This is a genomic window from Paraburkholderia sp. J69-1 (assembly GCF_905220255.1).
GTDB lineage: Bacteria > Pseudomonadota > Gammaproteobacteria > Burkholderiales > Burkholderiaceae > Paraburkholderia.
Map to the genome: position 1 here is coordinate 1 of NZ_CAJMZG010000039.1, position 11,879 is coordinate 11,879.

General features: G+C 62.2%; 10 protein-coding genes and 1 pseudogene. 8 read left to right on the top strand and 3 right to left on the bottom strand.

Going from position 1 to position 11,879, the window contains the following annotated elements; all coding sequences use genetic code 11:
- Positions 1 to 143 precede the first annotated feature (143 nt).
- A complete protein-coding gene (locus U5A67_RS38870; RefSeq protein WP_205985308.1) occupies positions 144 to 953 on the bottom strand; it encodes a GntR family transcriptional regulator in 810 nt (269 codons plus the stop codon).
- A 545-nt stretch (positions 954 to 1,498) separates the two neighbouring features.
- Between U5A67_RS38870 and U5A67_RS38875 the strand changes: the two genes are divergently transcribed.
- The 7 genes and pseudogenes from U5A67_RS38875 to U5A67_RS38905 all read left to right on the top strand — a co-directional run bounded on the left by U5A67_RS38875 (position 1,499) and on the right by U5A67_RS38905 (position 9,641).
- Positions 1,499 to 2,482: a malate dehydrogenase gene (locus U5A67_RS38875; protein ID WP_205985310.1), complete on the top strand. Its 984-nt coding sequence runs from the start codon at positions 1,499 to 1,501 to the stop codon at positions 2,480 to 2,482.
- 181 nt (positions 2,483 to 2,663) lie between these two features.
- Positions 2,664 to 3,665 (top strand): HpcH/HpaI aldolase/citrate lyase family protein, encoded by a 1,002-nt coding sequence (locus U5A67_RS38880; protein WP_205985311.1) that lies wholly within the window; start codon positions 2,664 to 2,666, stop codon positions 3,663 to 3,665.
- 236 nt (positions 3,666 to 3,901) lie between these two features.
- Positions 3,902 to 4,429 carry a hypothetical protein gene (locus tag U5A67_RS38885; RefSeq protein WP_205985313.1) on the top strand — a complete coding sequence of 176 codons (528 nt, stop codon included), beginning with the start codon at positions 3,902 to 3,904 and terminating at the stop codon, positions 4,427 to 4,429.
- 216 nt (positions 4,430 to 4,645) lie between these two features.
- Positions 4,646 to 5,173, top strand: a pseudogene (prpD, locus tag U5A67_RS38890) (2-methylcitrate dehydratase); the annotation flags it as partial.
- A 110-nt stretch (positions 5,174 to 5,283) separates the two neighbouring features.
- Positions 5,284 to 8,001: an aconitate hydratase AcnA gene (gene acnA / locus U5A67_RS38895; protein WP_321818553.1), complete on the top strand. Its 2,718-nt coding sequence runs from the start codon at positions 5,284 to 5,286 to the stop codon at positions 7,999 to 8,001.
- Between the two features lie 497 nt (positions 8,002 to 8,498).
- The gene (locus U5A67_RS38900; protein WP_205985319.1) at positions 8,499 to 9,092 is read left to right on the top strand and encodes an IMPACT family protein; all 594 of its coding nucleotides are present in this window, start codon (positions 8,499 to 8,501) and stop codon (positions 9,090 to 9,092) included.
- Between the two features lie 309 nt (positions 9,093 to 9,401).
- On the top strand, positions 9,402 to 9,641 hold the full coding sequence (locus U5A67_RS38905) for a hypothetical protein (protein ID WP_205985320.1): 240 nt from the start codon (positions 9,402 to 9,404) through the stop codon (positions 9,639 to 9,641).
- A gap of 88 nt (positions 9,642 to 9,729) precedes the next feature.
- On the opposite strand, the gene U5A67_RS38910 is transcribed toward U5A67_RS38905, so the two are convergent.
- Both U5A67_RS38910 and U5A67_RS38915 read right to left on the bottom strand, forming a co-directional pair.
- The gene (locus tag U5A67_RS38910; RefSeq protein ID WP_321818554.1) at positions 9,730 to 10,305 is read right to left on the bottom strand and encodes a hypothetical protein; all 576 of its coding nucleotides are present in this window, start codon (positions 10,303 to 10,305) and stop codon (positions 9,730 to 9,732) included.
- A gap of 124 nt (positions 10,306 to 10,429) precedes the next feature.
- Entirely contained in the window at positions 10,430 to 10,819 is a 390-nt protein-coding gene (locus tag U5A67_RS38915; RefSeq protein WP_205985322.1) for a hypothetical protein, read from the bottom strand.
- A gap of 650 nt (positions 10,820 to 11,469) precedes the next feature.
- Here U5A67_RS38915 and U5A67_RS38920 point away from each other — a divergent pair.
- Positions 11,470 to 11,874 carry a helix-turn-helix domain-containing protein gene (locus U5A67_RS38920; RefSeq protein WP_205985323.1) on the top strand — a complete coding sequence of 135 codons (405 nt, stop codon included), beginning with the start codon at positions 11,470 to 11,472 and terminating at the stop codon, positions 11,872 to 11,874.
- Positions 11,875 to 11,879: the final 5 nt, after the last annotated feature.

Here is an 11,879-nt window from a genome sequence, read left to right on the forward strand (position 1 = left end):
GACCCCTACTATGTGTTAACACTAATACGCAATTTTACCGCCATTTCTTTTCGCGCTGCAGCGAAATCAGCCCTGCTAACCGCTGATGCGCGCACGAAAAGACCGGCGCTGGGGAGAGCCCGCTTGTCTCCTGCGGGCATTTTTCAACTCAAGTCATTCTGATAGTAGTACCCAGTTGTGACATACCAACCTCGGCGTACCTCGACCGGTCGGTCTCCATAGGTATAGGACACCCGATCGACGGAAAGCAATGGAAAGCCGGCCGGCACATTGAGCAGATCGGCCACTGCGGGCTCGGCGGCCACGGCGCGGATCTTCTCGGTCGCACGGATCATGCGCGTGCCGAAGTCGGCTTCGAACATGGCGTAGAGCGGGCCTTTGTATTCAGCGAGGCGCTCGGCCGTGAGGCCGCGAAACACGCCGCCCGGCAGCCAGATTTCGTCGAGTACGGTACTCTCGCCGTCGAACTGCAGCAGACGCTTGATGAGCACCACCGGATCGGCGGGCTTCAAATCGAGCTGACGTGCGATCTCGGCGGAGGCGCGCATGCGGCGGCATTCCAGCAGGCGGCTGACGTGCGGATGCTCCGCGCCGTCATCTGCCAGCAATCTAAGAAAGCGAAACTGGGCGCGCTCTTCGTTGTGCGTCGCAACAAATGTGCCCTTGCCCTGACGCCGCACCAGCAGGTTGTCGGCGGCCAGTTCGTCGATCGCCTTGCGCACGGTCCCCTGGCTGACCTTGTAACGGGCAGCCAGTTCGACTTCGCTGGGGATGATTTCACCGGGCTTCCACTCGCCGGTTTCGAGGCTCTGGGTGATGAGCCCTTTGATCTGCTGGTAGAGTGGACTGAAGGTAGGGGACGGCGAAGGCGCCGCGGACGCGGACGCAGGCGTTCCGCTCTCAGGAGCGGAAGAGTTCGCGTTGCTGACCGGGTTCGCATTCATGGCGCGCATTTCAACATAAAGCCCTCTGGAAATCTACCCTTTTGGGCACAACAGATATGTCTTATATAAGACATAAGATAGTGTTGACTTTACCCATTGCGAATCCTAAACTCCCGATCGAGCAAGGGTTTGCGGGTGCCCGCGGGCAATTCATTTGTCGCCGCCGGCTGCATCCGCATTTCGTGGCGAATGCGCCGCAGTCCGCCTTGCACATGCTGTTCCTTCTAGCAGTCATGCAGTAGCGGTTTCGATCCGCCCCGCCCGCGCACCCTCCGCGCGGCGCGCCTGTGGACCGTCCCAGCCGAGCTGTTGCAGGAATCGGCACACGCAAGCGGTCTGCGTCAGGCGCCCTGTCAAGGGCGTTCCCGTTCATTCCCAGGCTTCGTCGTACAGGTTACCGGCATGGCGGCCCGCCCGCCGGCGCGCACACCAGGCCCAGCAAGGCCTCGGCAGCACGCCGACAAGAGACCGTCTGATTCACGAACGCTTCGCGTAACGCGCATATAGAATGGCGCTTTACCCTGGCGAATAACGCATCTTCCTGGAGATTTTCAATGGCTAAGCCCGCAAAGCGCGTTGCCGTCACCGGCGCCGCAGGTCAGATCGCTTACTCCCTGCTGTTCCGCATCGCCAACGGCGACCTGCTCGGCAAGGACCAGCCCGTCATCCTGCAACTGCTGGACCTGCCGCAGGCGCAAGCCGCCGTCAACGGCGTCGTGATGGAACTGGACGACTGCGCATTCCCGCTGCTCGCGGGCGTGGTCATCACGGACGACCCGAAGGTCGCGTTCAAGGACGCCGACGTCGCACTGCTGGTTGGCGCACGTCCGCGCTCGAAGGGCATGGAACGCAAGGACCTGCTGTCGGCCAATGCTGAAATCTTCACGGTTCAGGGCAAGGCGCTGAACGACGTCGCCAGCCGCGACGTGAAGGTGCTGGTCGTCGGCAACCCGGCCAACACGAACGCCTACATCGCCATGAAGTCGGCGCCGGATCTGCCGAAGAAGAACTTCACGGCCATGCTGCGTCTGGACCACAACCGCGCGCTGTCGCAACTGGCAGCCAAGTCGGGCAAGCCGGTCGCTTCGATCGAAAAGCTCGCCGTGTGGGGCAACCACTCGCCGACGATGTACCCCGACTTCCGTTTCGCCACGGTCGAAGGCCAGTCGCTCAACGCGCTGATCAACGACGACGAATGGAACCGCAACACGTTCATCCCGACGGTCGGCAAGCGCGGCGCGGCGATCATCGAAGCGCGCGGCCTGTCGTCGGCAGCTTCGGCCGCCAACGCAGCGATCGACCACGTGCGTGACTGGGTCCTCGGCACGAACGGCAAGTGGGTCACGATGGGCATCCCGTCGGACGGCTCGTACGAAATCCCGGAAGACATCATCTACGGCGTGCCGGTTACCTGCGAAAACGGCGAGTACAAGCGCGTCGAAGGCCTGGAAATCGACGCATTCTCGCGCGAAAAGATGACGGGCACGCTCAACGAGCTGCTCGAAGAGCGCGACGGCGTCGCTCACCTGCTCAAGTAAGCTCGATGCAGGCAAACCGGAACCCCGTTGCAATGCGGCGGGCTCCGGTTCTTGCGCGGGAATCCGTGGCCTTCGATGCCGCCGTCCCGCGCACTGATCCGCACGCGCCTTGACCCGCTCATGGCGCACAGGACGCGTACGAATCAGGTTTTCCCCCAAACTACGATCCCTGACGCCGAAGATGCGCGCCATTCTCCCAGCCGAAGTGCTGTTTGACGGCGAAGCGCCGCCTACCCTCCTGCCCGCGTGCGATCACTACGCCGGCAGCGAGAAGCTGATGCTGAAGTCTCTCGCGCTGCAGCAGCAGCTCGGCCCGGTATTCGACATCACGCTCGACTGCGAAGACGGCGCCCAGGTCGGCCGCGAAGCCGAACACGCGGAACTCGTCGCTTCCCTGCTCGGCAGCGAACACGACCGGTTCGGGCGCGTCGGCGTCCGTATCCACGATTTCCATCATCCGCACTGGCGCGACGACGTCCGCCTGATCCTGCGCGCCGCCAAACGCGCGCCGGCCTTCATCACGCTGCCGAAGATCCGCACCGTGGGCGACGCCGCCGAGATGACCGCGTTCATCGAAGCCACGCGCGTCGAAATGGGCATCGACAAAGCCATTCCCGTCCAGTTGCTGATCGAAACGCATGGCGCACTCGCGCGCGCCTTCGATCTGGCCGCGCTGCGCGGCGTGGAATCGCTGAGCTTCGGGCTGATGGACTTCGTTTCCGCCCACGACGGCGCGATTCCCGACAGCGCCATGCGCTCGCCCGGCCAGTTCGATCACCCGCTCGTGCGGCGCGCCAAGCTGGAAATCGCCGCGGCTTGCCACGCCTTCGGCAAGGTTCCGTCACACAACGTGAGCACCGAAGTGCGCGATATGGACAGCGTCGCGAACGACGCCCGTCGCGCGCGCAACGAATTCGGCTACACGCGCATGTGGAGCATTCATCCCGCGCAGATTCCGGTCATCGTGACCGCTTTCGCGCCGCGCGACGAAGAAATTACGACCGCCGCCGAGATTCTGCTGGCCGCCCAGCACGCCCAGTGGGGCCCGACGCGCCACGGCGATACGCTGCACGATCGCGCAAGTTATCGCTATTACTGGTCGGTGCTGCGCCGTGCGCGCTCGACCGGCCGCGCGGTGCCGCTCGAGGCCGCACCGCTGTTCGGCGAGACAACCAGCGCATGAGGCAAAGACGTGCGAGGAGACAGGAGCAGATCGCACATCATCGGATCGCCCGGAACCTGGGGTTCTCCCTGGTCTCGCGCATTTTTTTGCGCACCGGAAAAACTGAAGTTCGTACCCATAAATAGGTGAAAATAGCGTCCGCTGCGCGCTCACGGGGCGCGCGCAGTGCAACCGGCGGCCGCCGCTTTGCGGCCGCGCACTGATCAACCGATTTAAGAGATAAAAGGTCTGACTCCATGAAGAAACTGCTGATCGCTACCGTCATCGGCGCGCTGTCCTCGACGCTGCTGCTGGCCGCTACCGACGCTGCCGCGCAAGGCACCACGACGACCGCCAAGAAGCCCGCGAAGCCGGCTCCGAAGCACCGCATCATCAAGCGCAAGGCCAACCCGGCCAAGGAAGCCAAGGTCGACGCGATCCCGGAAGGCTCGGAACACTGGAGCTGCGCTGAAGGCATGCAGTTCGACCTGAAGGGCGACATGGCACGTGACCAGATCGTCACCGTTCACTGGGCGAACAAGAACTACAACCTGCCGCGTCAAACCACGACGACGGGCGCGGACCGCTTCCACGACGCCGCTACCGGCCTCGACCTGGTCGTGATCCCGACCAAGGCGATGCTGTTCTCGGACAAGGACAGCTCGCGTCTGGCCGACGAGTGCAAGACCGCGGCCATGCAACAAGGCGCGATGGCGCCGACGCAAGCCAACGCGCTGAACCGCGCGGCTCCGGCTGCTGGCGCGAGCGCGGCTTCGGGTCAGTAAAGGCCGCGGGACGCCTCGATGTCCGCACCGGTCGCCAACGTCAGGCCGCAGCCCGATCAGGTACTCGTCGATATCGTCGACGATGTGCTTGATGGGTTTGCCAAAGACGGGCTCGACAGCGCGCACGCGCTGCCGACGGCCCGGCACTGTCTGATCGACACGCCCGGCTGCGGATTCGAGGCGCTCTCCTCCCCGGCCTGCAATAAACTGCTGGGCCCTTACGGCACGCACGCGATGGAAAACGTGCCGTTCAAGATGGCGTTTCCCGCCGAATTCCACGCCCAGACTGCCGCCGAAGCCGCCATGACGCTGCACGGCCAGCTCGCGCAACGGGGCAGAACGGCGCAAGACATCGAGCACATCACCATTCGGACGCACGCCGCGGACTACGAAGACGACGTGGCGCGCGACGTGCGCATCGACGCATTGCGCGCGAAAACGGTCTGCGAGGAAGATGCGCAATTCACGCGCGACTATCACGATCCCGCGAAGCGTTCGATCGCCAACGCGCTCAGCGTCGAATTCAACGACGGCACGACGCTGCCCGAAGTCGTGGTGGAATATCCGATCGGCCATCAGCGACGCCGCGCACAAGGCATCCCGCTGCCGATCGAGACGTTCCGCGCCAACCTCGCGCACCGTTTCGCGCCGAAGCAGCAACAGGCCATTCTTGAAGTTTCGCTCGATGCGGCACGGCTTGACGCCATGCCGGTGCATGAATACGTAGACTTGTATGTGATCTGAGTTACGAGGCAACTCGCAGGCAATTCGCAGGCAACAAGCAGGCAGAATCCGGTATCAGCAGCACACGTGAAGTAAAGCGTTATTTCCGCGATTAAACGAAGGAAAACACCATGGCCCACAACCTCCACAAAACGCTAAAGGAATTCGACAGCGGTTCCGGCAAAGGCAAGTTCTACTCGCTGCCGCAACTCGGCAAGCAGCTCGGCGTGAAGATCGATCGCCTGCCGGTTTCGATCCGCCTCGTACTCGAGTCCGTGCTGCGCAACTACGACGGCAAGAAGATCGCGGAAGAGCACATCGAGCAGCTCGCCAACTGGAAACCCAATGCGGCGCGCGTCGATGAAATCCCCTTCGTCGTTGCCCGTGTCGTGCTGCAGGACTTCACCGGCGTGCCGCTGCTCGCCGACATCGCGGCCATGCGCGGCGTCGCGCAGCAGGTTGGCAAGGACCCGAAGGTCATCGAGCCGCTGGTGCCGGTCGACCTCGTGGTCGACCACTCGGTACAGATCGACTACTTCCGCCAGAAGGACGCGCTCGACCTGAACATGAAACTGGAATTCCAGCGCAATAACGAGCGCTACCAGTTCATGAAGTGGGGCATGCAGGCATTCGACACGTTCAAGGTCGTGCCGCCGGGCATCGGCATCGTGCATCAGGTGAACCTGGAATACCTCGCGCGCGGCGTGCACAAGAAGGCCGAAGGCGACGATACGGTCTACTACCCGGACACGCTCGTCGGCACCGACTCGCACACCACCATGATCAACGGTATCGGCGTGGTGGGCTGGGGCGTGGGCGGCATCGAGGCGGAAGCCGGCATGCTCGGCCAGCCGGTCTACTTCCTGACGCCGGACGTCGTGGGCGTGGAACTGAAGGGCAAGCTGCGCGAAGGCTGCACGGCCACCGACCTCGTGCTGACCATCACGGAAATGCTGCGCAAGGAGAAGGTCGTCGGCAAGTTCGTCGAATTCTTCGGCGAAGGCACCGCCTCGCTGTCGCTGCCGGACCGCGCGACCATCGGCAACATGGCGCCGGAATACGGCGCGACCATGGGCTTCTTCCCGGTCGACGATAAAACCATCGACTACTTCAAGGGTACGGGCCGCACGCAGGCTGAAATCGACGCGTTCGAGAACTACTTCAAGGCGCAGGAGCTGTACGGCATTCCGAAGGCCGGCGAGATCGACTACACGAAGACGCTGGTGCTGGATCTCGGCACGGTTGCGCCCTCGCTGGCCGGTCCGAAGCGCCCGCAGGACCGCATCGAAATCGGCAATGTGAAGTCGACCTTCACGGACCTGTTCTCGAAGCCGGTCGCGGAAAACGGCTTCAACAAGAAGGCCGCCGATCTCACCGCCGAATACGACGTGGCCGACAAGGTCAAGCTGCACAACGGCGACGTGCTGATCGCCGCCATTACCTCGTGCACGAACACGTCGAACCCGTCGGTGCTGCTGGCCGCCGGTCTGCTGGCGAAGAAGGCCGTGGAAGCCGGTCTGACGGTGGCACCGCACATCAAGACCTCGCTCGCGCCGGGATCGCGCATCGTCACGGAATACCTGACGAAGACGGGCCTGCTGCCGTATCTGTCGAAGCTCGGCTTCGAACTCGCGGCTTACGGCTGCACGACCTGTATCGGCAATGCCGGCGATCTGACGCCGGAACTGAACGAGTCGATCGTCAAGAACGACGTGGTCGCGGCGGCCGTGCTGTCGGGCAACCGCAACTTCGAAGCGCGGATTCACCCGAACATCCGCGCGAACTTCCTGGCTTCGCCGCCGCTGGTCGTGGCTTACGCGATCGCCGGCAACATCACGCGCGACCTGATGACCGAGCCGGTCGGCAAGGGCAAGGGTGGCCGTGACATCTACCTGGGCGACATCTGGCCGACCAGCGAAGAGGTCAACGCGCTGCTCAAGTACGCGCTGGACGCCGACGTCTACCAGAAGAACTACGCCCAGCTCACGAAGAAGGGCGACCTGTGGAGCAAGATCGAGGGCGAGGAAGGTCAGGTCTACGACTGGCCGAAGTCGACCTATATCGCCGAGCCGCCGTTCTTCGGCGCGGACTTCTCGATGACGCCGTCGTCGGAAGTGGCCGAGGTCAAGGGCGCGCGCGCACTGGGCATCTTCGGTGACTCGGTGACGACCGACCACATCAGCCCGGCCGGTTCGATCAAGGAAGACTCGCCCGCCGGCAAGTGGCTCAAGGAAAACGGCGTGCAGAAGGCCGATTTCAACAGCTACGGCTCGCGTCGCGGCAACCACGACGTCATGATGCGCGGCACGTTCGCGAACGTGCGGATCAAGAACCTGATGATCCCGGCGAAGGCCGACGGCACGCGCGTCGAAGGCGGCCTGACGATCCATCAGCCGAGCGGCGAACAGCTCTCGATCTACGACGCGGCGATGAAGTACATCGACGCCGGCACGCCCACCATGGTGTTCGCCGGCGAAGAGTACGGCACGGGTTCGTCGCGCGACTGGGCGGCCAAGGGCACGCAACTGCTGGGCGTGAAGGCCGTGGTCGCACGCAGCTTCGAGCGTATCCACCGCTCGAACCTGGTCGGCATGGGCGTGCTGCCGCTGCAGTTCAAGGGCTCGGACAGCGTGCAGTCGCTCGGCCTGACCGGCGAGGAAACCTTCGATATCGAAGGTCTCACGGACGACTTCAAGCCGCAGCAGGATCTGACGCTCGTGATCCACCACAAGGACGGCAAGGATCAGCGCGTCGACGTGCTGCTGCGTATCGATACGCCGATCGAAGTCGACTACTACAAGCACGGCGGCATTCTGCCGTTCGTGCTGCGTTCGCTGCTCTCAGCGTAAGCAAAGCTTTTTTGCAGGTGCCGCGCCCGGCAACGGGTGCGGTCACACTTGGAGCCCGGCGCAAGTCGGGCTTTTTTTTTCGCGTTGCTGGCGAATTTTGATCGGCGTAACGTTGAATCGCCTCTTGAGAACAGGCGAGCCTTATGAACCCCGGTCTACGGACAACGTCCAGACCGGGATTTTTTTTGGATGCTTCGGGGAAGGTCGCGCGCCGGGCAGGAAAAAAAGCGGGCGCTGCGGGAGGAATTCTTGAAATGACGGATCACCGAATGAGGAGTTCGGCATCGCCCCAGCCAGAGCTAGACCCGTCACGAACACCATTATCGGGCCTCGTCCCGAACCCGTCATTAGCACAAGGCGCAAGAATCCATTACGGATATTGTCAAGATATGGAGGCGCGTCCTGTGGTCGCAGTTTTTGGCGGGGTTTTCGGGAAACCCAGGCCGCTGTGCTGCATCCGATAACATGACGGTTTCGTCCACGTCGCCGCGCCTGCCTTGCCCACCTTCACCCTAGCCTCAACCGTCAGCGCGGAGCTCGAGATCCGCAAGAGCCGCTTTATCGGCCTCGCGATTCCGGTCGCCGACCGCGACGCGGCCATGATCGAACTGCGCCGTCTGCGCGACGAACACCCCACCGCCACGCACGTCTGCTGGGCGCTGCTGGCGGGCGGCCAGTCCGGCATGTCCGACGATGGCGAGCCTTCCGGCACCGCAGGACGGCCGATCCTCGAAGTCCTGCGCCATCACGATCTGGACGGCGTGCTGGCGGCCGTGGTGCGCTATTACGGCGGCGTCAAGCTGGGCGCGGGCGGCCTCGTGCGCGCCTATACCGACGCCATCGCCAGCGCATTGCAGGACGCGCCGCGCGTGGAGCGCATCGCCCAGGCCAGGTTCATGGTGGAAGTCGGCTATCCCGACGAGACGCGCGTGCGCCACTGGATCGAGCAGAACCAGCACACGCTCGTGGACAGCCGCTACACGATGACCGTGCGGCTGACGATCCAGTTGCCTGCTACGGCCGTGGACGCCGCGCGCGACGTGCTGCGCGACCTTACGCAAGGGCGCGCGGGCTTTCCCGAGCACGAGTAAAAGCGCAGCCAAAGCGTGCGCACAAAAAAAAGCCGCCGATAAAGATCGGCGGCTAACAGGGGACGTGAAGAACAACCGCGAATCGACTATCGAATCGACCCGACGCACCCATCATGGCTTCGCAAAATTAAGGCAAACTTAAACGCGCATAAAAGCATGCGAAATCTTGCGTAGCTCGAAATGACACGCACGCGCTGAAAGCGCCGAAATTTCCGATCGCTATAATCGATTCGAGTCCTGATTCGAGTCCGACGGCACGCCGCCTGCTGGCGCGAGCCGCCCGGTTGTTACCCACGGGGAAGAACCGCCATGATTTTCGATCGTCTGAGAGCCGGTGCCGGTCCCGAGCGCCGCCATCGCGTCTGGAGCAAACTGCGTATTTTCGTCGCTGCTATCGGCACGCTGGGTTCGGCCGCGGGCATCGCCATCGCCGTGATCGGGCTGGTGGAGTTCAATCACACCAAGGTCGTGGTGGGCGCGCTGGTGATCATCTTTTCGACCGCCGTGTACGTGTCGATTCTCGCGCGCGATCGCAATCGCGTCGATTGACGATCAGCGATCGATGCGGATATCCAGGCAGTTTGAGTTGCCGCGATGAATCGGGCGCGCCATGTTTCAGGCGCGCCGTTCCCGGCTTTTATTGCACGCGCTCGCCGTTGCGCGTCACTTCTACAGCGGTTGCGCCCACGTAATCTGCGCGGACGTTGTCGCCCACTTTGAGCGTGCCCATCGGCACGTCTTTGGGTACGTTCACCACCACCGTGCGCGTCGGCCCACGCAGCGTCACCTTGCGGTTCTTGTGGTCGATCTTCTGCACCGTCGCCACCACCTGCACCGAGCGCGCCGTCGCCGTCACGCCGTCCGAGGTTGGCGTGGCCGCCGTGGTTTCCACGCGCTCGCGAATGCCCTTGGTATCCACTTTGTCCGCGCGCAGCAGCAGCGCGTCCTTGTAGAGAATGTTCACCTGGTCGCCGGGCGCGAGTTTGCTGACATTCGCAACCGCCGGGTCGACCGCGACCGTCACCGCCTTGCCGCTCTGGCCGCGCAAGGTGACGGAATTCGTCGCCGGGTCTACTTTCACCACATGCGCCACAGTCTGGATTTCGCCCAGTTGCAGCACGCCGGCGGGGGCGCTTGCAGCAGCGTCAGCTGCCGCAGCCGTTTGCGCACAAAACGGCGCGGTTATCGCAAGTCCAATCAGCACAGCAGTCATACGCAACATCGGTTTTGCATGTTCGTTGAAGCGCATTGCATGTTCCCCTTATTGGTGGATATTCATCGCGACGGTGAATTCGATATGCATAGCTAATTATTTTTGAATCGCTGCGGGCGAAACATCATGCAGGTACAGGCACTGGCACCGCACTGCGATAGTGATCGTACACGCGCTGCCGCTCTTCGCTCGCCAATGCGCGCTTTTCCGTGAGCTTGAGCATGCGATGACGATCCGCGCCAAGCGTGGCGTAATAGCGATCGCTGTGCAGGCGTCTGAAACGCGTATAAAAGTCGGGGCCGGGCAAGCCCGAATCGGTGGCGAGCAAAGAAGCGTAATCGGCTACCTGAGGCTCGCACAATGCCGCAGCCGCGGCTTCCAGCATTTCGTAGCGCTCGCGTAGCGGCACAGTTTGCCCAAACAGCGCGTGAAACGCGCCATACGGCACCAGACCGCGCCGGCTTGCGGCGCGACGCAGCAACCGTTCAACCTTGTCGTCGAGTTCCTTGTTCATCTCCGGTGGCCGTCAAGCGGATTGCGCCATTTGAATGCGCGCTTTCCGTCAGCTTAGAAATAGCCAGTTTGCATTAATTGCATCGACTCAAAGACATAATTAAGCAATTCCAGCAAACCCATTTAAATCCGAATGAAATCGAAGATGGAATCCCATTCAATCCCATTCAGAAAAGTCATTCTGCCCAAATTTTCCGATGGGCTCCCGTTACGTGTGCCGAAATTCCCGAAATAAAGGATTGCAAACATAAAAGATATGATGAATCGGGGCTTTATCATACGAATGCGCAACGTTTGCACGCATTGTTGAATGTTTTGGACACGATCATTTTTTCCGATAGACCAGGAAAAACGCTAAGTCAAGCAGACTATTTTTCCGCCAGCTATACACAATCCATACAAAAACAATTATTAATAACCGCTGCGGGACAACCTGGACCCTGTGACCGTCAAGCACACCGGGGACAACCCGCAAACGCTCCGCGTGGGCGTTTCGTTTCGCCGTCCGCAATGGCCCCGCACTTTGCAGAAGCCGTGCAACAACAATGCAGGACCGTAGCAAGCGACAAGACCCGCATGCACTGAGAGGGTTGACTGGAGCGGCGCTTCCGTAAGCCGCATGTCCGGAATCTTTCGTCGACGAGTGATCACATGCTTACCCGAACCGAGAATTTGCCGAGCGTCGCGCGCCGAATGGCTGCCGGCCAGATGTTGGTGGATGGCGCCACGGTGCACGCCGTGGCCGACTCCTTACACCTGTCTGCCCAGACGGTGCGCCGTTATAAAACCATCGTGGAGGACGGCGGGCTCGCTGCGCTACAGCAGATGAGCGTGGGCGGCCGTCCATCGGTGCTCGATCAGGCGGCGCTAGGCTGGATCGCGCTCGCGCTGCACGGCTCCGCCCGCGATCACGGCTTTGCCAGCGATGCCTGGACCAATAGCCGCGTGCGCGAATTGATCGGCCGGCAATTCGGCGTGCACTATTCGCGCGTCTATACCTGGCAGATCGTGTCGAACCTGGGACTGGGCCATCGCCTGTCGAAATCGGCGCGCTAAAGGCG

Excerpts from the sequence above, each read along its gene's own strand:
- U5A67_RS38870 (WP_205985308.1), bottom strand. The coding sequence starts at position 953 with ATGCGCGCCATGAATGCGAACCCGGTCAGCAACGCGAACTCTTCCGCT.
- U5A67_RS38875 (WP_205985310.1), top strand. The coding sequence starts at position 1,499 with ATGGCTAAGCCCGCAAAGCGCGTTGCCGTCACCGGCGCCGCAGGTCAG.
- U5A67_RS38880 (WP_205985311.1), top strand. The coding sequence starts at position 2,664 with ATGCGCGCCATTCTCCCAGCCGAAGTGCTGTTTGACGGCGAAGCGCCG.
- U5A67_RS38885 (WP_205985313.1), top strand. The coding sequence starts at position 3,902 with ATGAAGAAACTGCTGATCGCTACCGTCATCGGCGCGCTGTCCTCGACG.
- acnA (WP_321818553.1), top strand. The coding sequence starts at position 5,284 with ATGGCCCACAACCTCCACAAAACGCTAAAGGAATTCGACAGCGGTTCC.
- U5A67_RS38905 (WP_205985320.1), top strand. The coding sequence starts at position 9,402 with ATGATTTTCGATCGTCTGAGAGCCGGTGCCGGTCCCGAGCGCCGCCAT.
- U5A67_RS38910 (WP_321818554.1), bottom strand. The coding sequence starts at position 10,305 with ATGACTGCTGTGCTGATTGGACTTGCGATAACCGCGCCGTTTTGTGCG.
- U5A67_RS38915 (WP_205985322.1), bottom strand. The coding sequence starts at position 10,819 with ATGAACAAGGAACTCGACGACAAGGTTGAACGGTTGCTGCGTCGCGCC.
- U5A67_RS38920 (WP_205985323.1), top strand. The coding sequence starts at position 11,470 with ATGCTTACCCGAACCGAGAATTTGCCGAGCGTCGCGCGCCGAATGGCT.